This window comes from Roseomonas aerilata DSM 19363, from assembly GCF_000711725.1.
Classification (GTDB): domain Bacteria; phylum Pseudomonadota; class Alphaproteobacteria; order Acetobacterales; family Acetobacteraceae; genus Roseomonas; species Roseomonas aerilata.
Genome location: NZ_JONP01000013.1, coordinates 1 through 25,115 on the forward strand (window position 1 = coordinate 1; position 25,115 = coordinate 25,115).

The 25,115-nt window shown below is 69.8% G+C and carries 21 protein-coding genes and 1 pseudogene; 16 read left to right on the top strand and 6 right to left on the bottom strand.

All coding sequences use genetic code 11. From position 1 onward, the window contains the following. The first annotated feature begins 287 nt into the window (after nucleotides 1-287). Entirely contained in the window at nucleotides 288-1,268 is a 981-nt protein-coding gene (locus tag BO39_RS15875) for a hypothetical protein (RefSeq protein WP_156963708.1), read from the top strand. 15 nt (nucleotides 1,269-1,283) lie between these two features. On the opposite strand, the gene BO39_RS15880 is transcribed toward BO39_RS15875, so the two are convergent. Beyond that, nucleotides 1,284-3,365, bottom strand: coding sequence for a methyl-accepting chemotaxis protein (locus BO39_RS15880; RefSeq protein ID WP_052402174.1), 2,082 nt, complete (start codon nucleotides 3,363-3,365; stop codon nucleotides 1,284-1,286). A 210-nt stretch (nucleotides 3,366-3,575) separates the two neighbouring features. Between BO39_RS15880 and BO39_RS15885 the strand changes: the two genes are divergently transcribed. Continuing rightward, the gene (locus BO39_RS15885; RefSeq protein WP_043835127.1) at nucleotides 3,576-4,016 is read left to right on the top strand and encodes a DMT family transporter; all 441 of its coding nucleotides are present in this window, start codon (nucleotides 3,576-3,578) and stop codon (nucleotides 4,014-4,016) included. Nucleotides 4,017-4,267: 251 nt separating this feature from the next. Here the strand turns inward: BO39_RS15885 and BO39_RS15890 are convergent, their stop codons facing one another. Next, nucleotides 4,268-4,519, bottom strand: coding sequence for a hypothetical protein (locus BO39_RS15890; protein ID WP_043835129.1), 252 nt, complete (start codon nucleotides 4,517-4,519; stop codon nucleotides 4,268-4,270). Between the two features lie 75 nt (nucleotides 4,520-4,594). Beyond that, nucleotides 4,595-5,857, bottom strand: a complete 1,263-nt coding sequence (locus BO39_RS15895; RefSeq protein ID WP_043835130.1) for an AmpG family muropeptide MFS transporter — start codon at nucleotides 5,855-5,857, stop codon at nucleotides 4,595-4,597. A 387-nt stretch (nucleotides 5,858-6,244) separates the two neighbouring features. Between BO39_RS15895 and BO39_RS30035 the strand changes: the two genes are divergently transcribed. Next, nucleotides 6,245-6,853, top strand: coding sequence for an FkbM family methyltransferase (locus tag BO39_RS30035; protein ID WP_169742774.1), 609 nt, complete (start codon nucleotides 6,245-6,247; stop codon nucleotides 6,851-6,853). Nucleotides 6,854-6,863: 10 nt separating this feature from the next. Here BO39_RS30035 and BO39_RS15905 read toward each other — a convergent pair whose 3' ends face one another. Next, on the bottom strand, nucleotides 6,864-7,148 hold the full coding sequence (locus BO39_RS15905) for a DUF3072 domain-containing protein (RefSeq protein ID WP_052402176.1): 285 nt from the start codon (nucleotides 7,146-7,148) through the stop codon (nucleotides 6,864-6,866). Nucleotides 7,149-7,512: 364 nt separating this feature from the next. Between BO39_RS15905 and BO39_RS15910 the strand changes: the two genes are divergently transcribed. Further along, nucleotides 7,513-8,328, top strand: coding sequence for a creatininase family protein (locus tag BO39_RS15910; protein ID WP_043835131.1), 816 nt, complete (start codon nucleotides 7,513-7,515; stop codon nucleotides 8,326-8,328). A gap of 30 nt (nucleotides 8,329-8,358) precedes the next feature. Here BO39_RS15910 and BO39_RS15915 read toward each other — a convergent pair whose 3' ends face one another. Beyond that, nucleotides 8,359-10,713 (bottom strand): hybrid sensor histidine kinase/response regulator, encoded by a 2,355-nt coding sequence (locus tag BO39_RS15915; RefSeq protein ID WP_084698154.1) that lies wholly within the window; start codon nucleotides 10,711-10,713, stop codon nucleotides 8,359-8,361. Between the two features lie 426 nt (nucleotides 10,714-11,139). Further along, nucleotides 11,140-13,371, bottom strand: a complete 2,232-nt coding sequence (locus tag BO39_RS15920; protein WP_052402177.1) for a hybrid sensor histidine kinase/response regulator — start codon at nucleotides 13,369-13,371, stop codon at nucleotides 11,140-11,142. Between the two features lie 310 nt (nucleotides 13,372-13,681). Between BO39_RS15920 and BO39_RS15925 the strand changes: the two genes are divergently transcribed. The 12 genes and pseudogenes from BO39_RS15925 to nusA all read left to right on the top strand — a co-directional run bounded on the left by BO39_RS15925 (nucleotide 13,682) and on the right by nusA (nucleotide 25,115). Beyond that, nucleotides 13,682-14,113: a PRC-barrel domain-containing protein gene (locus BO39_RS15925; RefSeq protein WP_084698155.1), complete on the top strand. Its 432-nt coding sequence runs from the start codon at nucleotides 13,682-13,684 to the stop codon at nucleotides 14,111-14,113. A 103-nt stretch (nucleotides 14,114-14,216) separates the two neighbouring features. Continuing rightward, the gene (gene dapB, locus BO39_RS15930; RefSeq protein WP_043835133.1) at nucleotides 14,217-14,969 is read left to right on the top strand and encodes a 4-hydroxy-tetrahydrodipicolinate reductase; all 753 of its coding nucleotides are present in this window, start codon (nucleotides 14,217-14,219) and stop codon (nucleotides 14,967-14,969) included. Nucleotides 14,970-14,980: 11 nt separating this feature from the next. Next, complete coding sequence (locus BO39_RS15935; RefSeq protein ID WP_043835135.1) at nucleotides 14,981-15,547, top strand: DUF7002 family protein; 567 nt, start codon at nucleotides 14,981-14,983, stop codon at nucleotides 15,545-15,547. A 118-nt stretch (nucleotides 15,548-15,665) separates the two neighbouring features. Then, on the top strand, nucleotides 15,666-16,241 hold the full coding sequence (locus tag BO39_RS34985; protein ID WP_043835137.1) for a lipid-binding SYLF domain-containing protein: 576 nt from the start codon (nucleotides 15,666-15,668) through the stop codon (nucleotides 16,239-16,241). 94 nt (nucleotides 16,242-16,335) lie between these two features. Further along, on the top strand, nucleotides 16,336-17,388 hold the full coding sequence (locus BO39_RS15945) for an Ldh family oxidoreductase (protein ID WP_043835138.1): 1,053 nt from the start codon (nucleotides 16,336-16,338) through the stop codon (nucleotides 17,386-17,388). Between the two features lie 98 nt (nucleotides 17,389-17,486). Continuing rightward, nucleotides 17,487-18,017 (top strand): hypothetical protein, encoded by a 531-nt coding sequence (locus BO39_RS32635; protein ID WP_156963709.1) that lies wholly within the window; start codon nucleotides 17,487-17,489, stop codon nucleotides 18,015-18,017. 34 nt (nucleotides 18,018-18,051) lie between these two features. Further along, entirely contained in the window at nucleotides 18,052-19,509 is a 1,458-nt protein-coding gene (locus BO39_RS32640) for a HEPN domain-containing protein (RefSeq protein WP_156963710.1), read from the top strand. 167 nt (nucleotides 19,510-19,676) lie between these two features. Beyond that, nucleotides 19,677-19,904, top strand: a pseudogene (locus BO39_RS34440) (transposase); the annotation flags it as partial. Between the two features lie 435 nt (nucleotides 19,905-20,339). Continuing rightward, complete coding sequence (gene metK / locus BO39_RS34445; RefSeq protein WP_043835142.1) at nucleotides 20,340-21,527, top strand: methionine adenosyltransferase; 1,188 nt, start codon at nucleotides 20,340-20,342, stop codon at nucleotides 21,525-21,527. 165 nt (nucleotides 21,528-21,692) lie between these two features. Continuing rightward, nucleotides 21,693-22,457, top strand: coding sequence for a tRNA (guanine(46)-N(7))-methyltransferase TrmB (gene trmB / locus BO39_RS15960; protein WP_052402178.1), 765 nt, complete (start codon nucleotides 21,693-21,695; stop codon nucleotides 22,455-22,457). Nucleotides 22,458-22,698: 241 nt separating this feature from the next. Beyond that, nucleotides 22,699-23,367, top strand: a complete 669-nt coding sequence (gene rimP / locus BO39_RS15965; RefSeq protein WP_084698157.1) for a ribosome maturation factor RimP — start codon at nucleotides 22,699-22,701, stop codon at nucleotides 23,365-23,367. A gap of 5 nt (nucleotides 23,368-23,372) precedes the next feature. Then, a complete protein-coding gene (gene nusA / locus BO39_RS15970) occupies nucleotides 23,373-25,115 on the top strand; it encodes a transcription termination factor NusA (protein ID WP_084698158.1) in 1,743 nt (580 codons plus the stop codon).

The window sequence follows — 25,115 nt, forward strand, 5'->3', positions numbered from 1 at the left end:
GAGAATGAATTCTCTCCCCCCGGACCCCCCACTCATCTTTTTCTTCGGGTTGGAAATCCTGGACAGCCGGTGCGCCTCGGGTCCTGGACCCGAGGCGACTGCAGGTTCAGGAAGGTTCCGCGACAGCCAGATGGGGGTCCAGGGGCCTCAGGCCCTTGGCGGGGTGGGATGAACGCTGCGCGTTCACCCGGGAGGTCCGGAGAGGGCAGCGCCCTCTCCGGGGCCATCGGAACCACCCCCAGCCCCTTGGCGATCCGCCCGCCCGCGCGAAGAATGGCCCCATGACGATGGAACGACGCAATCGGGGCTGGACCCTGCACCGGGGGGGCACCGCACGCGGCACGCCCGCCGCCGCCCAGGCCGAAGTGCTCCGCAAGCTCACCCGCGCGGTGATGTCCACCTGCCTCTGGGACCCGGAGGAGGAGGGGATCTCCTGGGCGCTGGGCGACATGCGCTTCCTCACGGTCTCGGCGATGCTGCCGGAGATGGGGGAGGCCGCCTACGCCCAGGTCTTCTCCGCGCCCTTCGCCAGCAGCGCGGTGGAGGTCGCCTCCGGCCGCTTCGCCCCGCGCGGGGTCTTCGCGAATCTGCCGGTCTCCGCCCGCAAGCGCGCCGGCGTGCTGAAGAACCTCGGCCTCACCCTGCCGCCGCAGGGCCGGGAGGACTGGTCGCGCGACCTGCCGCCGCTGGACGAGGCCGGCTGCGCCTCCCTCGCCCACACGGTGATGGAGGCGCTGATCGGTGCCTTCGGCTGGAACCCCTCCATCCCCCTCCAGGCCTCGGTGATCCACGAAACGGCGCTGGGCGAATCCGAGGCCTTCCTCGAGGGCCTGCGCCCGATCCATGTCGAGGGCCTGCTGCGCGAGGCCGGGCTTGAGATCATCGAGGGCGAGCCCGAGGACGACGACGAGGCGCCCGCCTTCCTCGTCCAGCACGGCGCGCCCCTGCCGTTCCAGGTGGAGCTGGTGGACCCCGTGGAGGAGGAAGACCCCCCGGCGCTCGCCTGGCACTACGGCACCATCGTCTTCTCCCTCGCGATCAGCGTGGAGGAAGGCGACGCCCTGGCCCTGGCCCTCGCCCTGCACGGCCTCACGCGATGGGCCCGCGTGGAGCTGCCGGAGGAACGCCGCGTGGTGGTCTCCCGCCTCGACAGCGTGGAAGGCGTCACCCCCGAAGGGCTGCGCGCCATGCTCGACCGCTGGCTCGAGGAACTGACGGCAGTCCGCAGCCGCCTCGAGCGCGGTCCGGGCGAGGTGGAGGAGGAGTAGGGAAGGGAGGGCGCCTCAGGCCACGCGGATCCCCGCCAGGAAGCCGTCCACCTTCTCGCGCAGCGTCTCGGACTGGCGCGCCAGCTCGCCCGAGGCCGCGCGCACCTGCCGGGCGGCAACCCCGGTGCGCTCGGCGCCCGCAGTAACCCCGGAGGCGTGGCGCGACACGTCCTGGGTGCCGCTCGCGGCCTCGGCCACGGCGCGGCCGATCTCCTGGGTGGCGGCGCTCTGCTGCTCGGCCGCGGCCGCCACCTGCGTGGTGATGCCGCCCATCTCCTCGATCGTGCGCACGATGCCCCCGATCGCCTGCACGGCCCGCTCGGTCTCGCCCTGCATGGCCGAGATCTGGGCGCCGATCTCCTCGGTCGCCTTGGCGGTCTGGGCGGCCAGGGTCTTCACCTCGCTCGCCACCACCGCGAAGCCGCGCCCTGCCTCGCCCGCCCGCGCCGCCTCGATCGTGGCGTTCAGCGCCAGCAGGTTCGTCTGCCCCGCGATGTCGCCGATCAGCCGCACCACGTCCCCGATGCTGCGCGCAGCCTCGGAAAGGCGTCCCACGGCACTGTCGGTGGAGCGCGCGTCCCCGGCGGCGCGCCGCGCGACATCGGCGGAGTTCGTCACTTGGCGAGAGACCTCCGCGATGGAGGCGGCCAGCTCCTCGGTGGAGGCGGCGACGGTCTGCACGTTCGCGCTCGCCTGCTCGGAGGCGGCGGCGACGGAGGTGGCGCGCTCCACCCCGTCATGCGCGGTGGCGGCCATCTCGCCCGCCGTCGCGTCCAGCCTGGTGGCGGCGGCGGCAACGCCGCGCAGGACCTCCCCCGCCTCCGCCTCGAAGCCGCGCACAAGCGCTTCCAACCGCTCCGCGCGCTCGGCCTTGGCGCGCTCCTCCTCGGCCCGGGTCGCGGCCAGGCCGTCGGCCTCGCGCAGCCCGTTGCGGCAGGCCTCGGTCGCGCGGACCATCTCGCCGATCTCGTCCTCGCGCAGGGCGTCGGGCAGCTCGAAGGCGTAGTCCCGACGGGCGAGCCGCAGCATGGCGTCGCGCTGGCGCAGCAGCGGGCGGGTGAGGCGGCGGCGCACCATCACGTTCGCCACGAGCGCGAGCGCGCAGAGCAGCACGGCCGCGGCGGCCGATCCGGCGAGCCAGAGCTTCAGCGAGGCGGCGCGGGCGCGGGCGAGGTCGCCCACGCTCACCAGGGCGGCCTCGGCAACCTCGACCATGCGGCCGGTGGACCGGTCCACGGCGGCATTCATCTCGGCGGGGGTCACGGCGGGCTGGCGGCCCTCGGCCAGGGCCTTCTCCACGCCGTCGCGCAGGGCGGCGAAGCGGCTGAAATACTCCTCCTTCACGGCCTCGATCGCCGCGCGGACCGGCGCCGGGACGATCGGGGCGACGCCCACCACCAGCGGCCAGGTCGCCCCGATGCGGGCGCGAAGCTGGGTCATGGAAACCCTCTCGGCCGCGGTGACGGCACGATTGGTGATGCCGGCGACGAGGAAGTCGCGCTCCAGCCCCGCCGCGTCGCGCGTGGCGTAGGCCGCGTCCTTCACCTGGGCGAGGGTCGCGCTCGGCCCGTCGATGCCGCGGACCTGCGCGGTCAGCGCGCTGCTCACCTCCTCCAGAAGGTCCACCAGGGTGGTGGCGGCCGTGTTGAAGCGGTCGCCGATGGCCGCCGGGCGCTGCGGCAGGGGCAGGGAAAGGGCCGGCTCGCCCTCCCGCCGCACGGCGTCGAGGGCATTGCGGGCCGCGGCGAGCCGCGCGGGAACGTCGCCGCCGGCGCAGGTGATGGCGGCGCAGGCGTCCGCGAGGGAATCGAGCGCGGGATTGGCCCGGGCGCGCGCCTGGCGCACGCCTTCCAGCAGCGCCGGGTCGGCGGGGGCCGCGGCACGCAGCGCCGTCCGCAACGGGCCGCGCTCCACCCGCGTGGCCTGCAGGGCGACGAAGGCCAGGCGGGTGGCATCGGCGACGAGGACGGCGCGCGTCGCTGCCTGGAGGTCCTGCGAGGTCCGGAAGAAGAGCCAGACCGAGCTGCCGACGAGCGGGACGCAGAGGGCGCCGATCAACAGGCCGAGCTGCAGGGCAAGCGAGAGCCGGATCCTCATCGATGATCTCCTCGGGCGAAAGCCGCCATGCGGATCGGTCCGCCTGTGCCGCTGGAGGATCGGTGAATTCGGTGAAGGCACCGTCAATCAGGAGGGAGGGAAAAGCACTCGCGAGGGGCAAGGGCGCAGATTTTCCGCACCCCGGCGATCCGCGCCCGGACCCGGCGCAGCGCCGCGGCGTTATTCCATCGTGCGAAACAGGAGACCGGCGTGGCCTATCTACTCGCGATCATCGCCGGGGTGCTGAACATGCTCCAGTCCGGCAGCAACTCGACCCTCAACGAGAAGCTGAACGCCGGGCCCGTCGCCCCGGCCCTGGTCGTCTACCTCACGGGCATCGCGGCAGTGCTCGTCGCCTCCCCCTTCATCGGCCGACCCCTCTCCGGGATCATGGGGCGCGTGGGGGATGTGCCCTGGTGGGGCTGGATCGGCGGCGCCATGGGCGCCTTCTACGTCGTCGTGACGCTGACGGAAGCAAAGGCCATGGGCGCCGGCGCCTTCACCGCCATCACCCTGACCGCGGCCATCGTCACCAGCCTCCTCCTCGACCACTACGGCCTGCTCGGCTTCGAGGTCCGGCCCCTGACCGCCCTCCGGATCCTTGGCGGCGTGATGATGGTGGCGGGGGTGGGGCTGGTGGCGCGGTTCTGAACGGCCGGCGCACCGGGGGAGAGAAAGAATTCTCCTCCCCGGACCCCCACTCATCTTTTTCTTCGAGTTGGAAATATTGGGCGGCCGGTGCGCCTCGGGTCAGTGACCCGAGGCGACTGCACGTGCAGGAAAGGCACGAAGAAGAACCAGCCCCCATCATCGTATCCGCGCCAGCCAGACGGGGATCCAAGGGCCTCAGGCCCTTGGCGGGAGAGGTACGGAGAGGGCGGAGCCCTCTCCGTGAGCCGCCGCTACCGCCCGGCGTTCGGCTGGTTCTGCGGCGGCTGCTGCTGGGCGTTCTGCCGCTCCGCCCGGTTCCGGCGGTGGACGCCGACGGCGCAGCCCGCCGCCGCGCCGGCGACCGCGTGGCCGCTGCCGACGAAGTGGCCGGCGACCGCGCCGACCGCCCCGTCCTTCACGCAGCCGCCGGTCTTGGCCTGGGCGGGAAGGGCGGCGAGGGCGAGGCCGGCCGCGAGGGCGGCGGAGAGGATGGTGGCGCGCATGCTGGGCTCCCTTGCTTGCTGCCTAGCGGAACGCGCGGGCACGCGCGGCGACACATTAAAGAGACGCCATGCGCCTCAGCCGGCTGGCTCGGCCAGCGGCGCGGGCTCCGCGGGCGGCAGGCGCCACAGCAGGAAGAGCATGATCCCCATGGCCGGCAGCGCGGCCGCCGTGGTCATCAGGAAGAACCCCGGCCATCCCATCGCCTCCGCCAGCGCGCCCGAGGAGGCCCCCAGCGTCCGCAGCGGCACGGCCGCGAGGGAGGAGAGCAGCGCGTACTGCGTCGCCGTGAAGGCCCGGCTGGTGAGGCCCGAGAGGTAGGTCACGAAGGCCGCGTCGGCCAACCCGTCCGTGAAGTTCTCGATCCCCACCTGCAGCCAGAGCATCGGCAGGTCGTAGCCGGCCGAGGCGAGCGCGACATACATGAGGTTCGACAGCATCTGCCCGAGCCCCGTGATCACCAGCGCCCGCGCCGTGCCGAGCCGCGCGACCACGTATCCGCCGGCAAGCGCTCCTCCGAGCGTGGCAAAAAGCCCGAAGACCGTCCCCACCGCCGCTACCTCGTCCCGCGAGAAGCCGAGGGAGCGGTAGAAGGGCGTCGTCATGATCCCCGCCAGCGCCTCGCCGAGCTTGAAGAGCGCGATGAAAAGCAGGATGGCCAGCCAGTGCGGCCGCCCCATGAAGTCGGCGAAGGGCCGCACCACCGAGAGCCGCAGCCGCTCCCCCCAGGGCAGCGGCGCCCTGGCCTCCGCCGGCCCCTCGCGGGAGGCGAGGGTGGCCACCACCCCCACCAGCATCAGCGCCGCCGCGTAGGCATAGGCCCCGCCCCAGCCAAGCGCGGAAACGAGCCACAGCGTGCCCCCGCCGCTCGCCAGCAGCGCAAGCCGATACCCCCAGACATAGCAGGCCAGGCCATAGCCCTGGTCCCGCTCCTCCAGGATCTCGATCCGATGCGCGTCCACCACGATGTCCTGGCTGGCGGAGAGGAAGGCGACGAGCGCCGCCAGCATCGCCGTCCCGAAGGGCCCCGTGGCCGGGTTGCTGAATCCGGTCGCGAGGATCGCGAGAAGCAGGAAGGGCTGGATCAGCAGCAACCACCCCCGCCGCCGCCCGAGCCGCGAGAGGAAGGGCGGCGCCACCGTGTCCAGCGCCGGCGACCAGAGGAACTTGAGCGAGTACGAGAGCCCGATCAGCGCCGTCAGCCCGATATCCGTCAGCGAGAGCCCGGATTCCGTGAACCACTGCCGCAGCACCCCGCCCGCCACCAGCGGCAGCGGCACCCCGGCGGAGAAGCCGAGCGCGAGAAGGATCGGAAAGCGGCGGTCGCGGAAGGGGTGCATGGCCCACCGACCCTGCCACGCGGCAGCCCGCCGTGGGAGGGGCATCGCGGCGACGCGCTGCGGGGAAGGTGACGCGGCAGCACCGCGGAAGCCACCTCGCGCGACCCGGCGGGAATAGGTGCTTGCCTCGAAATGACTTCGCTGTTCTCCTCCCCCTAAAGGCCCGGTCGCATCCGGCAGGGGCCACCCACAACGGGGCTGAACCCGGCGAGAGAGGGCGCCGCATGGGGATCCAGGACATCGGCGGCCGCCTCTACCGCCGCGCGCGCCAGCTCACCCACCTGCCCCCGAATGCCTGGCGCAGCCTGCTCCCCTCCTTCTCCCAGTTCGGGGAGGACCACGCCCTGCTCCGCCTCCTCAAGCCGCGCAGCACCGGCACCTATGTCGATGTCGGCGCGAACGAGCCGCTGGAGGGCTCGAACACCGCCTTACCTCTACTCCCTCGGCTGGACCGGCCTCGCGATCGACGCGAACCCCGTCTTCGCCCCCAAGTTCCGCAAGGCGCGCCCGCAGGACACCTTCCTGACCATGGGCGTCGCCCTCGAACCCGCCGAGCTGACCTATTTCGAGTTCGAGAACAACGTCTTCAACACGCTCTCCCCCGAGCGCGCGGCGCAGCTCACGGCGGAGGGCACCCGCCCCGTCGCCGAGCGCCGGATCCCCTGCCTGCCGCTGCGAGACATCGTCCGCCAGCACCTGCCGGGCCGGCGCGTGGACCTCCTCACGGTGGATTGCGAGGGCCTGGACCTCGACGTCCTCCGCTCCGCCCGCCTCGAGGAAATGCGGCCCACCGTCATCATGGTCGAGGACTTCGCCCGCTACGACGCCTTCCGCGACGGCGGCGACCCGGGAGAGCTCGACCACTTCCTCCGCGCCGCCGGCTACCTGCCGGTCTGCCAGCTCGCCTGGTCCGCCCTCTTCGTCGCAAGGGACTGGCGCAGCCACCCGGACCGCGCCTTCCGCCCCCCGACCAATGAGTTCGGCTACATGCCCTGAAGCCTAGGCCTCAGGTCCCGCGCCCGGTCTTGTTCTGCAACTCGTCAATCCGGCGGGAGGCATCGGCCTTGCTCAGCCCCTCGTCGAACTCCTCGCCCGCCTCCTCCGACAGGGTCTTGAGGTAGGAGGCCTGCGCCCCCGTCATCGCCTGGTCCCCCGTCGTCCAGTCGGACGGATCCTTGATCGTGTTGGACCCGGGCTCCGGATCGGTCTTCGGGTTGTGCTCCGTGGCGTGATGCGCCCCGGACTTCCCGGCGGCATGGTTGTCGTGGGTCTTGTCGGCCTGCTTCGTCATGCCGGCTCTCTCCTCGTTTGGTGTTCCCTAAACGTTCGGGTGCGGGGAGGGTTGCCTGCCGGGATGCGGTGGCTCTTGCAGCCTCCGGGGGAGAGAAGGAATTCTCTCCCCCGGACCCCCACTCATCTTTTTCTACCTGTTTGAAATGCCTTACGGCCGGTGCGCCTCGGGTCATGGACCCGAGGCGACTGCACGCCAGGAAGGGCACCGAAAAAGAACCGCCCCCAATCACCGCATCCGCGGAAGCCAGATGGGGGTCCAGGGGCCTCAGGCCCTTGGCGGGTGCGAGACAAACGCTGCGCGTTTGCCCGGGAGGTCCGGAGAGGGCAGAGGCCTCTCTGGGAGCCACAAGGAGAAGTCCCGCATGAAGGTTCGCATGGGCGAGTTCACCGGCGCCGAGGCGCGGGCGCTGTATGCCCGCCGCCCCGTGGTGCTGCTGCCGCTCGGCAGCCACGAGGACCAGGGCCCGCACGCCCCCATGGGCGACTACCTGCTCGCGGAGATGGTGGCCGAGCGGATCGCCCGCCGCGCCCACGAAGCCGGGACCGAGGCGGTGGTGGCCCCCGTGCTCCCCTTCGGCAAGGCGGATTTCTTCGGCGCCATGCCCGGCGGCATCGCCCTGTCGCACGAGGCCTTCTCGCTCGTGCTGACGGAGATGATCGAGGCCCTGCTGCGCCACCGGCTGGACCGCATCCTCGTGCTGAACGGCCATGGCGGGAACGCGCCCGTCATCCACGACGTGACGCAGCGCTTCATGCTCGCTGGGCGCGGCATCTTCCCCTCCTTCTACCTCTGGAAGGTGGCGGGCGCGCTGCTGCCGGAGGTGGTGGGGCCGGACCTGGCCCGCCGCTCCGCCGGCCACGGGGCGGACCCGCTGGGCAGCATCGCGATGCACCTCTCGCCCGAGCGGATGCGGATGGACCTGCTGCCCGAACGCCCCACCCCACCGGGCACGATGCTCGGCCTGCCCTATGCCGGCTGGGGCGCGGTATCCTTCGAGGGCGCGGAGGTGAACGTCCCCGCCGAGTACGACGGCCCCTCGCCCGACGGCATCGGCCCCGGCGACCCGCGCCTGTGCAGCGCGGAGACGGGGGCGGCGCTGGTGGAGCGGCTCGTGGCCATCGGCGCCGGCCTCGTCCGGCACCTCGCGGGGTGGGGCGGGGAGGGGCGGCCAGGGTAATGCGCCCGGCCCCTCCCGCGCGTTCCCGTGCTAGCCGCCCGCACCCGCACCCGCACCCGCACCCGCACCCGGAGCCGGCGCCCCTATCCCCAACCCCGTCATCGTACGGGTGAGCTCGAGGGCGGTGAACGGCTTGCGCAGGAGATCGAACTTGCCCGTCAACGCGCCCTCGTCCGCGGTGTATCCCGTGGCAAGCAGGATGGGCACGCCCGGCCAGCGCCGCTGAACCTCCTTGGCGAGTTCCAGGCCGCTCATGCTGCCGGGCATCACGACGTCCAGGAGCAGCATGTCAAAGGTCCGGCCGGCCTCCAGCCAGCGAAGCGCTTTCCGGGGATCATTCGTCGTTTCGGGCCGGCAGCCGGCTGCTTCGAGCATCCCGGCCGTGAGCCGTGCCACCGCGAGGTCGTCGTCGACCACGAGCACGCGCAGCCCGGCAGGAAGGCGCTGGGAGCCGTCGGCCTGGGCCAACCCGTCCTCCGGCCGGTCCGCCTCGGCGCCGGGAAGCGCGGGAATGAACAGGGTGACCTCGGTGCCCTCGTCCGGCGCGCTCCGGATGGTCACCCTGCCCCCCGCCCCCTCGGCAAAGCCGTGCACCTGGCTCAGGCCGAGCCCCGTTCCCTTCCCGATCGGCTTCGTCGTGAAGAAGGGCTCGAAGACGCGGAGGAGCACCTCGGCCGGGATGCCGGCCCCCGTGTCCCGGAGGGCGATCGCGACATGGGGCCCCGACAGGCCCTGCGGCTCCCCCGAGAGTTCGGCGTTGCGCGCCCGCAGGGTCAGCGTCCCGCCGCCGGGCATCGCGTCCCGCGCATTCACGGCGAGGTTGAGCAGCGCCACCTCGAGCTGGCCGACATCGATCCGGATGGGCCAGAGGCCCCCGTCGAGGGCGGTCCTGAGCGAGACCTGCGGGGGAAGCGATCGCCGGATGAGGCCCACTGCCTGCTTGAGACAGTCCTCGGTACCGACGACCTCCGGGCGCAGGGGTGCCCGGCGGGAGAAGGTCAGGAGCTGGCTCGTGAGCTCGGCGCCCCGCTTCGTCGCGTTGCGGACCTCCGCAAGGATCCCGCCCAGCCGCCGGTCGCCTCCGGCAAGCCTCTCGGCCATGTCGATGCCGGACGAGATCACCTGCAGCAGGTTGTTGAAGTCGTGGGCCACCCCGCCCGTCAGCTGGCCCAGGGCCTCGAGCTTCTGCGCCTGCACCAGCTGCTGGCGAGCCTCATCGAGCGCGAGCTGGGACTCCCGCCGGCCGGTGATGTCGCGCGTGATCTTCGCGAAGCCGATAATCGCCCCGTCGTCGTCGCGGATGGCATCGATGACGACGCTGGCCCAGAAGCGCGACCCGTCCTTGCGGACGCGCCAGCCCTCGGCCTCGAAGCGGCCGGCGCTGCGCGCCTCGGCGAGCGCGCGCCACGGCACGCCCCACTCCCTGTCCTCCTTCGTGTAGAAGCGCGAGAAGTGCTGGCCGACGATCTCCTCCGCCTCGTAGCCCTTGATGAGCCGGGCCCCGGCGTTCCAGTTCACCACGGCGCCGTTCGGGTCGAGCATGAAGATGGCGTAGTCCGTCACCCCGTTCACGAGGAGCCGGAACCGCCGCTCGCTCTCCTGCAGGGCCTGCTCCACGCGCCGGCGCTCCGAGAGGTCGCGCGTGATCTTCGCGAAGCCGATGACCTCGCCCGCCTCGTCCCGGATGGCGTCGATCACGACGCCGGCCCAGACCCGGCTGCCATCCTTGCGGATCCGCCACGCCTCGACCTCGAACCGGCCGGTCGTCCGCGCCTCGGCCAGTGCGCGGGCGGGAAGGCCCGCGGCGCGGTCCTCCTCCGTGTAGAAGCGCGAGAAGTGCTCGCCCACGATCTCGTCGGCCTCGTAGCCGTGGATGCGGCGTGCCCCAGCGTTCCAGTTGGCGATCGTGCCGTTGGGGTGGAGCATGAAGATGGCGTAGTCGGTCACGCCCTCGACGAGCAGGCGAAAGCGGCGCTCCGTTTCCACCACGGCACGCTGCGCCTCGTACCTGTCCGTCATGTCGCGCGTGATCTTCGCGAAGCCGATGACCTCTCCCGCGGGATCGCGCACGGCGTCGATCACCGCGAGCGCCCAGAACCGGCTGCCATCCTTGCGCAGGCGCCAACCCTCGGATTCGAAGCGCCCCACGCGCCGGGCTGTCTCGAGCGCGGTTTCGGGCAGCCCCCGGCGACGGTCCTCCTCCGTGAAGAAGAGAGTGAAGGGCTGCCCGATGATCTCCTCGGCGCGGTAGCCCTTCAGCCGCTCGCCCCCCGGGTTCCAGGTCCGGACGCGACCATCCCGGTCGAGAAGGTAGATCGCGTAGTCCACGACCGCCTCGACCAACAGGCGATAGCTCGCATCGTCTACCGCCGGATCGCGTTCCATTCGCTCGCCCACTCCCCTCCGGTGCCGCCGTTCCACCAGTTCTTCCCGATCCCGGCAAGCTAAAAACCTTGACGTTCCGCAACATCTACCTAGTGGCTGCGGGAAGGAAGGTCTTCACAGCGGCTGCTCACAAAGGCGTTGCCGATCCGCCGCAGAACCGCACGAACGGGGCGCTGGCCGCCGCGGTTCGCCCTGTGCGCATCCCTCCTCGCATCGGGATTCCCTCCGGCAGGGACCGGTGCCGGCGCCTCCCGGGGCCGCCGGCTGCGCGGGGTCACGGCCCGACGAGGATCCGCAACGCGTCCCCGCCCGGCATGATGACAAAGGCGCCCGGGCGACCGGACAAGCGCCTGGCGGCCGTCGAACTCACGCGCTCTTCAGACCCAGGGCTGCGCTCAGCCGCCGGATCGGCAACACCGCCCCAGCTCACCCCCCGACCGGCCGGAACGGCACCACCGTCCTTCCGGCCCCCGGGACCGGCCCGGCCTGTGCAAGACAGGCCTCCACCGCCGCCACCAACTCCGCCTGCTGGAAGGGCTTGCCCAGCAGCGGCAGCCCGGAGCCCAGCAGCTCCGTCCGCTCGGCATAGCCGGTCCCCAGCAGCACCGGCAGCCCGGGCCAGAGCCGCCGCAGCTCCGCGCCCAGCTGCACGCCGGTCATCCCCGGCATCACCTGGTCCGTCAGCACCATGTCCACCTTGGCGCCCGCGCGCAGGATCTCCAGCGCCTGGCGGCCGGAGGAGGCCTCCACCACCGCGTGCCCCACGTCCTCCAGCATGGAGGCGGTGCTGGAGAGCACCAGCGGGTCATCGTCCACCACCATCACCGTCCGCCGCCCGAAGCCCTCCGGCCGCGGCCGCGCCGCCTCGGCCGCCGACGGCTCGGGCAGGGAGGGCGCCACCGGCTGCGCCCGCGGCAGCCAGAGCTCGGCGGTCGTGCCCTCCCCGACGCGGCTCCGCAGCACCAGCCGCCCGTTCGATTGCGCGGCCAGCCCATAGACCATCGAGAGGCCAAGGCCCGTCCCCTTGCCGATCCCCTTGGTGGTGAAGAAGGGCTCGACGCAGCGCGCCAGCGTCGCCTCGTCCATCCCCACGCCGTTGTCGGTCACGCCGAGCACGACGTAGTGCCCCTCCGGCAGCTCGCCGCCCTCCTGCACCCGCTCCTCGCGCGCGAAGATCGTCAGCTGCCCCTGGCCTCCCCCCTGGCCGCTCCCCTGGCCGCTCCCCTGGCCGCTCCCCTGGCCGCTCATGGCGTCGCGCGCGTTCACCGCGAGGTTCAGCAGCGCCAGCTCAAGCTGGTTCGCGTCCACATGCGCGGGCGCGAGGCCGAGCGGGAACAGTGTCTCCACCTTCACCCCGGCACCCAGCGAGCTTCGCAGCAGGTCCGACATCCCCCGCACCAGCTCCACCAGGTCCACCGCCGCCGGGCGCAGCGCCTGGCCGCGGCTGAAGGCGAGCAGCCGCTGCGTGAGGGAGGCGCCGCGCTGCGCCCCCTGGAAGGCGTTCTCCAGCAGCCGCGTGGCCCGCTCGTCCCCCGCCGGCAGGCGCTTTCTCAACAGCTGCAAACTGCCCAGCACGGCGGTGAGAAGGTTGTTGAAATCGTGCGCGATCCCGCCCGTGAGCTGCCCCACCGCCTCCATCTTCTGAGCCTGGCGCACGCGCTGCTCGGCCGCCTCGCGCTGGCGCGTCTCGCGCCGGAGGTTCTCGAGCGCGGCGCGCAGCCGCTGCAGCGTCGCCCGCTCCGTCTGCACCCCGCGCAGCGCCAGCCAGGAAACCAGCAGCAGCATGAAGGAGGCCGCGCCCGACACCGCGCCGAACAGCACCATGTTGCCGCGCCAGCGCTGCAGCATTGCCGCCTTGTCCACCCCGAAGGCGACGTAGAGCGGATAGTTCCCGACGCGCCGGTAGGCATAGGCGCGCTCCACCCCGTCCGGCGTGGTGACGCCGAGGAAGGAGCCACCGGCGGACTGCGCCTCGAAGCGCCGCAGCAGCCGGCTGTCGGGCGGCAGCCGCGTCGGCGCCGGTTCCCGCTCCGGCACCCTCGCCAGCACCGCGCCGTCCGACCGCAGCAGCGCCGCGACGAGCGAGGCCTCGGGCGCGGAGGCCTCGTAGTAGCGCGTGAAGTATTCCGGGCTGAGCGAGATATGCACGATCCCGTCGAAGTGCCCGTCCTCCGTCGAGCGCCGCCGGCTGAGCGCGAAGCTCGGCACCCGCGTCGCCCGCCCGAGGAAGCTGGCGCTGATGAAGGGCCCCGCATCGGCCTCCCGCTGCACCTGGAAGAACTCCCGGCCGGCGATCGATAGGCTGGCATCCCAGGGCTGGCTGCCCGCCCGCACCATTCCTTGGGCGTCGGTCACCCAGATGGACACCACCTGCTCCAGCGGCGCCTGCAGCCCCGCGAGGAAGGCGCTCGTGGCAGGAGAGGCGATCTCGTCCCAGCCCATCCCGCGGATCCGGTCGTCCACCCGCCCGAGCAGCAGCTCGCCCGTCTCGAAGACCTTGCGCGCGTGCTCGTCCATGACGGTCACGGTGCGCACCACGGCCGCCTCGCCCTGTCGGAGCACGTCGGCACGGTTATGCGCCGCCGCCGCCGCGAACAGCCCCAGCGGCATCAGCACCGAGGTCGCGACAAGCACGCGGTGCAGGCGAAGGGAGGGCATGAGGGCTCTTCCACCGGCACGGCGTCCCCCTGGACCGCCGACCTTGTTACGACGTCTTATCATCGAGGCACCGCCCGTCCCCCGCAAGCGAGGATTGCGCCCGCCCCGACCGCGCCGAAAAGGCCGCGCCGCCCGCCCCGGCCCTGGGCCTGGAGGGGTTCGACCGGGGTTTGACCTGGACGGCACCGGACCGGCGTGGAATGCCCCCGCCCGCCGCGGCCGGCAAGAAGAAAACGCCGCCCTGCCCAGCCCCGCCGGCCAAACCACCCCGCCCGCCCGCGCGTTCCCGCGGCAGCCCGAGGGAACACCCATGTCCGACCCCCCCGCGTCCGGTACCGGCCCTGGCACCGGCCCTGGCAACGACCCCGCCACCGGCCCCGCCCGCGCCCGCCGCCTCATCTCCGCCGACAAGGTCGAGGGCACCGCCGTCTACAACCGCGCCGGCGAGCACCTCGGCACCATCGACACCCTGATGATCGACAAGGTCACCGGCCGCGTCGCCTTCGCCGTCATGTCCTACGGCGGCTTCCTCGGCATCGGCGAGAGCCAGCACCCGCTGCCCTGGTCCGTCCTCACCTACGACACCGACCGCGGCGGCTACGTCGTGGACCTCACCCGCGAACAACTCGCCGCCGCCCCCACCCACGACACCGACGACGAGGAGAACGACCTCAGCGACACCCACGGCCGCCGCGTCTACGACTACTACAAGGCCGAACCCTTCTGGCTCGACCCTGGCTGACACAAGGCCGGGCCCTTCGGGTCCGACCCTGGCTGACCCCCTTCCCCCCGCGGCCCTTCCGCCCGAAAACCCCCTCACCACACCTCAACGGGGGCACGACGCCATGGCCAAGATCGGCATCCTCGGCATCTCCGGCCGCATGGGCCAGCTCCTGGCGGAGGAAGTAACGGCCGCCGGCGCCACCCTCGCCGGCGGCACCGCCCGCCGCGGCGAACAGTGGCCGAGCGACCCCCACGCCCTCGCCCGCGTCAGCGACGCCCTCATCGACTTCACCACCGCCGCCGCCGCCCCCGCCCACATCCAGGCGGCAGCCGGGGCCCGCAAGCCCTTCATCCTCGGCACCTCCGGCCTCGACCGCGCCCAGGAAGCCGCCCTGCACGAGGCCGCGAAGACCATCCCCATCGTCTACGCCGCCAACTTCGCCCCCGGGGTGAACCTCCTCCTCGCCCTCGCCGAACGCATGGCCGCCGCCCTGCCCGGCGAAACCTACGACGCCGAAATCCTCGAGACCCACCATCGCCAGAAGATCGACGCCCCCTCCGGCACCGCCCTCGCCCTCGGCCGCGCCGTCGCCGCCGGCCGTCACACCACCCTCGAAAAGGCCGGCATCGAATCCGGCCGCGACGGCCACACCGGCCCTCGCAAGCCCGGCGCCATCGGCTTCGCCGCCCTCCGCGCCGGCCAGGTCGTGGGCGAGCACACCCTCCTCTTCGCCTCCGGAGAGGAACACATCGCCCTCACCCACCGCTCCTTCGACCGCCGCGTCTACGCGACCGGCGCCGTCCGCGCCGCCCTCTGGGCCCTCACCCAACCCCCCGGCCTCTACGGGATGAAGCACGTCCTCAACATGGCCTGACGGCGCCCCGCATGGATTTCGCCCGCCACAACCCGCACCTCTTCCACGTCACCCACCGCTCGGCCCTGCCCAGTATCCAGGCCCACGGCCTTCTCCCCACCGCCACCCTCGCGACCGGCGCCCCCACCACCGAGAACCGCGAGGCCTGGACCCCCACCCCGGCGCCCGACGGCACCACCACCGCCTGGCTCCGCTGGCAGAACATGCCCGAAGCCCCCATCACCACGCGCCTCCACCCCGCCATCCCCCCGGCGGCCTGGCGCCTCTTCATCAACAGCATGGTCTTCCTCTTCGCCAGCGAGGCCGACGCCCGCCGCCTCGCCGCCAGCCCCCGCGACACCGAGAGGGACCAGATCACCCTCCGCTTCGAAACCGCCGCCCTCGTCGAAGCCGGCTGCGCCCTCCTCACCTGCCGCTGGAACAACGGCTACCTCGATCGCACCCCCGCCACCGCGCGCCGCCTCCGCAGCTACGACGACTACCGCCCCGCCGCCCTCTGGCGCCGCGGCGAAAACCTCGGCGAGATCACGGCCTTCGGCGGAATCCCCGCCGGCATCCCCTTCGAACCCCTGGCCTGACGGCCCGACTTTTCAGAATGAAACACCCGCCCGACATGGCGTAACCCCCGCAGCCACCCGCCCCGGCCCCGCGTTCCGTCCCCGGCCTCCACAACGGCCCCGAACGGAACCCCCAGCCATGACCCACCACACCCGCCGCACCCTCGCGACCCGCCTCCTCCCCGCCGCCCTCACCCTCGCGGCAGCCACCCCCCTCCTGCGCCCCACCCCCGCCCAGGCCGCCACCCGCGCGGAAATCGACGCCGACGTCGCGGCCGCCCTCACCCGCCTCCGCAACCTCCCCCAGCCCCGCGCCCTCCTCGAACAGGCCCGCGCCACCCTTATCTTCCCCCGCATCATCCAGGGCGGCTTCGTCGTCGGCGGCCAGTACGGCGAAGGCGCCCTCCTCGAGCGCGGCACCACCCGCGGCTACTTCAACATCGCCGGCGCCTCCTTCGGCCTCCTCATCGGCGCCCAGGCCTCCGGCCTCGCCATGTTCTTCATGACCGAGGAAAGCCTCCGCGCCCTCATGAACGCCGAGGGCTGGGAAATCGGCACCGGCCCCACCGTCGTCGTTCTGGACCGTGGCGCCCAGATCAACGCCACCTCCACCACGCTCCGCGAACCCGTCTACGCCGTCACCTTCAACCAGGAAGGCCTCATGGCCTCCATCGCCCTCAACGGCACCAAGATCACCCAGATCCGGCCGTCCTAAGTTCCGCTCTGGCGGCCCGGGGAGGCGCTGCCTCCCCGATACCCCTCCGCCGGGGGGTGGACGCACCCCCCGGACCCCGCGATCTAATGCGCGGATGGAAAACGTCCTCACCGTCCCCGCGGAACTGCTCCACCGGCAGCTCACCACGGTCTTCACCACCTGGGGCATGAACCCCGACCACGCCGACACCGCCGCCACCATCATGGTCGAAACCGACCTCTCCGGCGTCGATTCCCACGGTGTCGGCATGCTCCCCTACTACCAGATCGCCGTCCGCGAAGGCCGCCTCGACCCCCGCGCCACCCCCACCATCGCGAACGACCGCGGCCCCGCCGCCCTCATCGACGGCCACCACTGCATCGGCCACGTCGCCGCCCACCTCGCCATGACCACCGCCATCGACAAGGCGAAGGAGCACGGCATCGGCGTCACCGCCGTCACCAACTCCACCCACTACGGCGCGGCCGGCTGGTACGCCCGCATGGCGGCCGACCACGGCCTCATCGCCATCTCCCTCACCAACTCGCCCCCCCTCCTGGTCCCGATCAACGGCCGCGACCCGGCCCTCGGCACCAACCCAATCGCCTTCGCCGCCCCCGCGCGCGACAAGGCCCGCCCCGTCCTGCTGGACATGGCCACCACGGCGGTCGCCTACGGCAAGGTTTCCATCGCCCGCCGCGCCGGCAAACCTATTCCCGAGGGCTGGGCCCTCACCCCCGAAGGCACCCCCGAGACCGATTCCGCCGCGGCCGCCATCGCCCGCCGCCTCTCCCCCCTCGGCGGCACCCGCAAGCTCGGCGGCCACAAGGGCTACGGCCTGGCCCTGATGGTCGAAATCCTCTGCGCCACCCTCACCGGCGCCCGCATGAACCGGAACGAGACCGGCCACTTCTTCCTCGCCCTCGACCCCGCCGCCTTCCGCACCGCCGAAGCCTTCGAGGAAGACCTGGAAGAACTCCTGACCCGCATGCGCGGCATCGCCCCCATCGACCCCGCCCAGCCCGTCCTCATCCCCGGCGACCCCGAGCACGACGAGACGGTGCGGCGGCGGGAAGGGGGGATTCCGATGGTGCCGACGCTGGTGGAGGAGGTGAGGGGGGTCTGTGCGGAGAGTGGGGCGGCGTTCATTTTGAAGACTCAGGCATGAATTATATAAACAATCGTGCAAGGTATCTTGTGTTCAGAGTTGATAATTCCTTAATTGCATAAGGTTCAACGAAGTCATTGGCAATTAGAAGATCGAACATGATCCATAAAATGAAGAAGATTAAACTTTATCACTATACGGCCGATCAACATATTCATTCCATTTTGCTAGATGGCATCCTTCCTCGGCCGTTAGCTGTTCCTGAATCCGAAAGACAAACAAAGCCCGTAGTTTCTCTTACGTCTGCCAAGAATCCTGAGAGGCTCATAGATAAGTCACTGACGGATGGAAGCCCGCTCCATGGAGATAACTTGGAATATTATAAAAGAAAATTTGGAATAACATCAGTGGAGGCCCCTATTTACACTTCCAACACCGCCGAAAATCGCGTCGAAGTAGTTTTCGACATCGACGACGAAAAGCTTGTTCAATTCACCAAGAAATCTGCTCTTCAGCTTGGATTTAGTGAAAAGCAGTATCTAAGCTTTTTGCGGTCTGGAGGCGGTAATCGCGATGAGTGGTGGCTGTACGATGGAGTGATTCCGGCAGGTTTTATCAAGCGGATCGGGAAAGGGTTTCCGCATTACCAAACGACTGTGTGGCCAACAAACCCCGAAGGCACCACCTAAAGAAATCCGACTTTCATCGTCCTGAGGAAGATGCATGACTAAACAGTCATTTAGTATTGCCGTATTCCCTTTCTTGAAAACATCGGAAGCTGTCCAGCTCGGAAATATCACGTTCCGTTCGACCGAGGATGTCACCTGCCTTCCCGAGGACCAAGCATCAGCTGTGACGGAAGTGGCGGCAATGCTTTTCCTTAAAGATCAGCTGCGCATAGACTCGTCTGCTTACGCTATCTTGCCATTCTTGGAGATGGAGCGCCCAGGACCGGTATTCCAAACATTGGCAGACATAAGGGCGGTCGTCGCTTATATGTACTCCTCACCTCACGAGATATTTGATCATCTTTTTCTCGATCCTGAAGAGATCAGTATGGTCCTCTTCTCACCCGCTCGAGTGAGCAGGTTTCTCGTAAGCCCTGAACACCATACTCATCTGGCAATATCGGAAAACGGAATACCTTCACGAGCGCCCGAGGATTTATCAGGCTACTATGGCCTTTACAACTTCCGCAGCCATTTCTGGGTTGCACGTGGCTCGCGTATTTACGGTCCTAAGCCGCAAATGACTCTGAATATTTCACAAAATCTATACCGAGATGTCACTGCGGGTGCTGAACAAAGAATGGACCTCCGCATCATGTTTGACTTGCTTGGAAGGCCGGCAAATGAAGCATGGCGTCGAATCATCAAGTCGGTTCAGTGGTATAACGTTGCAAATGAATCTACTTCAGGGCCGGACAGAGCCATTTTGAACCTCGCCATCGCCTTTGAAGCTTTGCTGAAACTTCCTGAAGCTTCCAAAACCGATCGTTTGGTAGATTCCATCTCTCTCCTACTTGGAAGAACAGAGCGACTGGATGATTGGGCTCGGCAGTTTTATGCTGCGCGGTCCCGTGTTGCACACGAAGGCCACCTCGGTGAATACTACTATAGACCGTCCGAATCTTCGCGAAGCGGACGGCTTTCATCCCAGTTTGGCTCCCTTATGCTCTACGCACGTCAAGTTTTTCAACTTTGTGTGGAAGCTCTCTTGGTAGGTGCCGATCTAGCTGAACGAGCGCAGTTACGCGAGAAGTTCGTGTCTAATGAAGAGCGCTACCATGACATCTGCCGCGCACTCAAACTGAAGACTGATCCTGCTGAGCATAAACTGACTGCAGTTCGAACCATTGTTCGTCTCCTGCGAAAATTTAAGTTCGTTGAGAGTGGTCCCGTGCCGTTCGATATTATATTCGCCGCCGTTCGTAGCGCCGCCGAAACTCTCTTGGAAGCTGAAAATCCAAACTCCGCTGAACTGGAAAACTCTCTCAGGTCGATCACGGCGAGCCGGAGGAGTGATGAGAAGCTTCGTCAGGTAGAATCAATCGAGCATTTACATGAATTGTTCCGACAACTTGATAGAGATGGCATGACGCAGAACCAGCTTGCCCTTCGTGAACTTGTGGAGGAGGCATGGAGTGATCTAGCATTCAGAAACTTTGCAAGAAGAAATTAATATCTGCTGTTTGCGTTCTACGTCTGCGTGCCCCGCTTATGGCTGACCGGCTTAGCCAGCCACGAATGGTATTTCAGAGGGGTATACAAAGCCGGCTCTGAGGAAAATAATCCTTGCTTTCCTGTAACGCTCGTGTTTTAGTCTAAGGGCACTCCAGGAGCCCCCCCATGCCCCACTCCCGCCCCTGGTCCCCCCTCACCGACGTCGAATACGCCCTCCTCGCCCCCCATCTCCCCCTCACCGGGCCGGGCCGCCCCATCGCCGACCCCCGCGCCCGGCTGGACGCCATCTTCCAGGCTGTCACCTCAACCCTCCCCTGGCGCCACACCCGCAGCGCCCACGCCCGCACGGATACGGTCCACCGCACCTTCCGCCGCTGGGCCCATGCCGGCCTCTGGTCCCGCCTCCTGAAGCTCGCCGCCCGCAAGCGCGCCTCCAAAACCCTCCGCCGCCTCATCGACTGGCTCTCGGCCTGCCACCGCCGCACCTACCGCATCCTCGGCCTGCCGGTCCTCGCCCTCGCCCGACGCCTAAACCTCCCCAGGCCCTCCCAGGCCCCTCCTGGATGCTCCCCGACCCGAATTTGTCCGAAATGGTTCACCGCTGCGTTTTCTGGGCCCTCTCCCAGCCCCTCACGAGGTCCCTCCGCCCCTACCTCCGCAACTGCATCCGCCTCCTCCGCACGGCGGAGGGCCGCCGCCGCATTCCAGCCTCCCTCATCCCGCAATGACCGCCGCCTTGACCCCCCCGCGCATGGAAGCGATACCCCCCCGCCGCCCGGAAACCGGGGTCCCGGCTTCCATCCACGCGACAAGAGGCTGAATCACGCCATGCGCGACAAGGGCGAGTACCTGTTCACCTCGGAATCCGTCTCCGAGGGCCACCCCGACAAGGTGGCGGACCGCATCTCCGACACGGTCCTGGATACCTTCCTGGAGGCCGACCCCTACGCGCGCGTCGCGTGCGAAACCTTGGTCACCACCAACCGCATCATCATCGCCGGCGAAACCCGCGGCCCCGGCGACATCACGCCCGAGCTGCTGATGCACGCCGCCCGCCTCGCCGTCCGCGACATCGGCTACGACCAGGAAGGCTTCTCCTGGCGCAACGCCCACGTCGAATGCCACCTCCACGCCCAGTCCGCCCACATCGCCCAGGGCGTGGACGCCGCCGGCAACAAGGACGAAGGCGCCGGCGACCAGGGCATCATGTTCGGCTACGCCTGCCGCGAGACGCCCGAGCTGATGCCGGCCCCCCTCTACTACGCCCACCTCATCCTCCGCCGCATCAGCGAGGCCCGCCGCAACGAGGACATCACCGCCAAGGGCCTCCTCCCCGACGCCAAGTCCCAGGTCACGCTCCGCTACGTGGACGGCAAGCCCGTCGGCGCCACCAGCGTCGTCGTCTCCACCCAGCACGAGGAAGGCCTCACCCAGGACGCCGTCCGCGCCCTCGTCCTCCCCTTCATCGAGACCAGCCTCCCCCAGGGCTGGATGCCCTCCGCCGACGAGATCTACGTCAACCCCACCGGCACCTTCGTCATCGGCGGCCCCGACGGCGACTGCGGCCTCACCGGCCGCAAGATCATCGTCGACACCTACGGCGGTGCCGCCCCCCACGGCGGCGGCGCCTTCTCCGGCAAAGACCCCACGAAGGTCGACCGCTCCGCCGCCTATGCCGCCCGCTACGTCGCCAAGAACGTCGTCGCCGCCGGCCTCGCCGACCGCTGCACCATCCAGGTCTCCTACGCCATCGGCGTCGCCAAGCCCCTCTCGGTCTACTTCGACCTCCACGGCACCGGCCACGACGTGGACGAGGCGAAGCTCGCCAAGGTCGTTCAGGACATGGTGAACCTCTCCCCCCGCGGCATCCGGGAGCACCTGCATCTCAACCGCCCCATCTACGTCCCCACCTCCTCCTACGGCCATTTCGGCCGCACCCCGGACGCCGAGCGCGGCACCTTCACCTGGGAGCGCACCGACCTGGCCGCCGACCTGAAGCGCGCCTTTAACCGCTGAGCAGGAATCTGTTGACGTTTTGTTCTCACCTGTTCTAGGTTCCTTCTCACCGGACGCCCCCCTCGTCCGGCCCACCTCCCCCAAGGTGGAAAAGGCCTGATCAGGCAATAAAGGGCCGTCCCGCCTCCCCCGCGGGGCGGCCCTTCCCCTTTTCAGGCCCCCTCGATGCCCCACGACGACACCCGCCCCGCTCCCCCCGCCGAGGGCATCCCGGACCGCCTCTACGGCCGCCGCCGGGGCCACCCCCTCCGCCCGCGCCAGCAGCGCCTCCTCGACCTCACCCTCCCGCGCATCACCCTGGCCACCCCCGCCACCCCGCGCGATTCCTTCCCGATGGCCGCCGAGTCCCTCTGGCTCGAGGTCGGCTTCGGCGGCGGCGAGCACGCCCTTGAACTCGCCCGCCACAACCCGCACGCCGCCCTCATCGCCTCCGAGGTCTTCGAGAACGGCCTCTGCTCCCTCCTCACCACCCTCGTCCCCGAGGGCCAGGAGGCCACCGCCCCGCTGCCGCCTAACCTTCGCCTCTGGCCCCGCGACGCCCGCCACCTCCTGGCCGCCCTGCCCGACGCCTCGCTCGACCGCCTCTTCCTGATGTTCCCCGACCCCTGGCCCAAGGCCCGCCACGCCAAGCGCCGCTTCACCCACCCCGCCCTGCTGCCCCTCCTGGCAGCCAAGCTCCGCCCCGGCGCCGAGTGGCGCATCGCCAGCGACGACCCGACCTACCAGGCCTGGGTGGACGAGGTGATGGGCGCCCAGCCCTTCTTCACTCTCGCGGAACACCACCACACCCACCCCAACGGCTGGCCCCGCACCCGCTACGAGGCCAAGGCCCTGCGCGAGGGCCGTTCGCCGCGCTGGTGGGTGTGGCGGCGAGAGCCGGAAGCCGGAGGGGGCGCTGCCCTCTCCGGACCTCTCCCGCCAGGAGCCTGAGGCCCCTGGACCCGCAGTTGTGGGGCCCTTCCTGTGAGTGCCGTCGCCTCGGGTCCACGACCCGAGGCGCACCGCCCGCCCAGGGTCTTCAACCTGAAGAAAAAGATGAGTGGGGGGCCGGGGGAGAGAATTCCTTCTCTCCCCCGGAGTCACCCGTGCCGGCCCACCAAGGCAATGCTTGTAGGACTCGCCCCGCCCCGCTATATGAAGGGCTGACAAGACAATCCGCCGGTTCAGGGGGGTGGCCTTAACGGGCCGCCTTTTTTCGTTTTTGAGCGACGACCTTCCTCAGCACGAGGGCCTCGAGGCCCGCATCGCAGCCGCCATTGCCCCCACCTTGGGTGCGATGGGCTATGAGCTCGTGCGCGTACAGATCCAGGGCCGTGAGCGGCCGACCGTGCAGGTCATGGCCGACCGCGCCGATGGCAGCCTCATCGGCGTCGGTGACTGCGAGGCGATCAGCCACGCGGTGGGCGCCGTGCTGGACGTGGACGACCCCTTTCCGGGCGTGTGGAACCTCGAGGTTTCCTCGGCCGGGATCGACCGGCCACTGATGCGGACGAAGGACTGGGTGCGCTTCGCCAGCCACGTGGCGACGGTGGAGATGACCATCCCGCACGAGGGGCGGCGGCGTTTCCGCGGCCGCATCCTCTCGGCGGACGAGAATGAGGTGCGGCTGAAGCTGGACGAGGGCGCCGAGGTGGTGCTGCCCCGCCGCGACATCCGCCGCGCGAAGCTGGTGCTGACCGACGAGCTGATCGCGGCCACCGCCCAGCCCGAACCCGACGACGCCGGTACGGAGGAGGCCCCGAAGAAGGCGCCTCGGCGCTGGCGTGCCCCCGCGACCGGCACGCAGGACGGCGAGAAGCCCGCCCGCACCCCGCGTCGCCCCCCGTCCGAGAGGAACTAGGAACCATGGCCGTGGACGTTGCCATCGCCCGCCCGGAGCTGCTCCAGGTCGCGGAAGCGGTCGCCCGCGAGAAGATGATCGAGCGTGAGGAAGTGCTCGAGGCGATGGAGCAGGCCATGTCCAAGGCCGGCCGCGCGAAGTACGGCCAGGAGAAGGACATCCGCGCCACCATCGACCGCCGCAACGGCGAGGTCCGCCTCTCCCGCTGGACCGAGATCGTGGACCAGGAGCCGGTGGAGAACGAGGACACGCAGATCCCGCTCCGCATCGCCCTCAAGTTCAAGCCGGACGCCGAGGTCGGCGGGCACATCGTGGACCCGCTGCCGCCGATCGACTTCGGCCGCATCGCCGCCCAGACCGCCAAGCAGGTGATCGTGCAGCGCGTGCGCGAGGTCGAGCGCAAGAAGCAGTTTGACGAGTACAAGGACCGCGTCGGCGAGATCATCAACGGCGTCGTCAAGCGCACCGAGTACGGCAACCTCATGGTCGATCTCGGCCGTGCGGAGGCCTTGCTGCGCCGCGACGAGACGATCCCGCGCGAGGCCTTCCGCAACGGCGACCGCGTGCGCGCCTATATCTACGACGTGCGCGAGGAGCAGCGCGGGCCGCAGATCTTCCTCTCCCGCACGCATCCGGGGTTCCTGGCGAAGCTCTTCGCGCAGGAGGTGCCGGAGATCTATGACGGCATCATCGAGATCAAGGCGGTGGCCCGCGACCCGGGTTCCCGCGCGAAGATGGCGGTGATCTCGCGCGACAGCTCCATCGATCCCGTCGGCGCCTGCGTCGGCATGCGCGGCTCGCGCGTGCAGGCGGTGGTGGCGGAGCTGCAGGGGGAGAAGATCGACATCATCCCCTGGTCGAACGACATGCCGACCTTCATCGTGAACTCGCTCGCGCCCGCCGAGGTGACGAAGGTCGTGCTCGACGACGAGGGGCGGCGGGTCGAGGTGGTGGTGCCGGACGACCAGCTTTCGCTGGCCATCGGACGGCGTGGCCAGAACGTGCGGCTCGCCTCGCAGCTCACGCGCTACGACGTGGACATCCTGACGGAGGCCGAGGAGAGCGAGCGGCGCCAGGAGGACTTCCGCAAGCGCTCCGGCCTCTTCGTCGAGGGGCTGGACGTGGACGACGTGATCGCCGGCCTGCTGGTGACCGAGGGCTTCTCCTCGCTCGAGGAGATCGTCGAGATCGAGGACGAGGAGCTCGCGAACATCGAGGGCTTCGACGAGAACGTGGCCGTGGAGCTGAAGCGCCGCGCCCAGGCCTCGCTCGAGCGCCGCGACAACGAGCTGGACGAGAAGCGCCGCGCCATGGGCGTGGACGACAAGGTGGGCGAGGTCGGCGGCTTCACGCCGGCAATGATGGTCTCGCTCGGCGAGAAGGGCGTGAAGACGCTCGACGACCTCGGCGACCTGGCGGCGGACGAGCTGATCGAGATCCTCGGCGCGGACAGCGTCGACGAGGAGACGGCGAACGCCATCATCATGGCCGCCCGTCAGCGCGCCGGCTGGTTCGGCCCCGAGGAGCAGGCCCGCGCCGAGGAGGAGGCGGCCGCCGCCGCCGCCGAGGCCGAGGCCGCCGCGCTGGCCGAGGCCGAGGGCTACGACGAGGCGGTGGAGGCCGAGGGCGACGACGCGGTGGAAGCCGCTGATGGCGACGTGACGGAAGCGGTGGCCGAGGACGATGCCCCCGAGGACGCCCCCGAGAATGCCAAGGACGGCGAGGAGAACGGCGACGCCCGGGCCTGA

Excerpts from the sequence above, each read along its gene's own strand:
- BO39_RS15875 (WP_156963708.1), top strand. The coding sequence starts at position 288 with ATGGAACGACGCAATCGGGGCTGGACCCTGCACCGGGGGGGCACCGCA.
- BO39_RS15905 (WP_052402176.1), bottom strand. The coding sequence starts at position 7,148 with ATGACGAAGCAGGCCGACAAGACCCACGACAACCATGCCGCCGGGAAG.
- BO39_RS15895 (WP_043835130.1), bottom strand. The coding sequence starts at position 5,857 with ATGCACCCCTTCCGCGACCGCCGCTTTCCGATCCTTCTCGCGCTCGGC.
- BO39_RS30035 (WP_169742774.1), top strand. The coding sequence starts at position 6,245 with ATGTCGGCGCGAACGAGCCGCTGGAGGGCTCGAACACCGCCTTACCTC.
- nusA (WP_084698158.1), top strand. The coding sequence starts at position 23,373 with ATGGCCGTGGACGTTGCCATCGCCCGCCCGGAGCTGCTCCAGGTCGCG.
- BO39_RS34985 (WP_043835137.1), top strand. The coding sequence starts at position 15,666 with ATGACCCACCACACCCGCCGCACCCTCGCGACCCGCCTCCTCCCCGCC.
- BO39_RS15925 (WP_084698155.1), top strand. The coding sequence starts at position 13,682 with ATGTCCGACCCCCCCGCGTCCGGTACCGGCCCTGGCACCGGCCCTGGC.
- BO39_RS15945 (WP_043835138.1), top strand. The coding sequence starts at position 16,336 with ATGGAAAACGTCCTCACCGTCCCCGCGGAACTGCTCCACCGGCAGCTC.
- trmB (WP_052402178.1), top strand. The coding sequence starts at position 21,693 with ATGCCCCACGACGACACCCGCCCCGCTCCCCCCGCCGAGGGCATCCCG.
- BO39_RS32640 (WP_156963710.1), top strand. The coding sequence starts at position 18,052 with ATGACTAAACAGTCATTTAGTATTGCCGTATTCCCTTTCTTGAAAACA.
- BO39_RS15890 (WP_043835129.1), bottom strand. The coding sequence starts at position 4,519 with ATGCGCGCCACCATCCTCTCCGCCGCCCTCGCGGCCGGCCTCGCCCTC.
- metK (WP_043835142.1), top strand. The coding sequence starts at position 20,340 with ATGCGCGACAAGGGCGAGTACCTGTTCACCTCGGAATCCGTCTCCGAG.
- BO39_RS15915 (WP_084698154.1), bottom strand. The coding sequence starts at position 10,713 with ATGGAACGCGATCCGGCGGTAGACGATGCGAGCTATCGCCTGTTGGTC.
- BO39_RS32635 (WP_156963709.1), top strand. The coding sequence starts at position 17,487 with ATGATCCATAAAATGAAGAAGATTAAACTTTATCACTATACGGCCGAT.
- dapB (WP_043835133.1), top strand. The coding sequence starts at position 14,217 with ATGGCCAAGATCGGCATCCTCGGCATCTCCGGCCGCATGGGCCAGCTC.
- BO39_RS15920 (WP_052402177.1), bottom strand. The coding sequence starts at position 13,371 with ATGCCCTCCCTTCGCCTGCACCGCGTGCTTGTCGCGACCTCGGTGCTG.
- BO39_RS15935 (WP_043835135.1), top strand. The coding sequence starts at position 14,981 with ATGGATTTCGCCCGCCACAACCCGCACCTCTTCCACGTCACCCACCGC.
- BO39_RS15880 (WP_052402174.1), bottom strand. The coding sequence starts at position 3,365 with ATGAGGATCCGGCTCTCGCTTGCCCTGCAGCTCGGCCTGTTGATCGGC.
- BO39_RS15910 (WP_043835131.1), top strand. The coding sequence starts at position 7,513 with ATGAAGGTTCGCATGGGCGAGTTCACCGGCGCCGAGGCGCGGGCGCTG.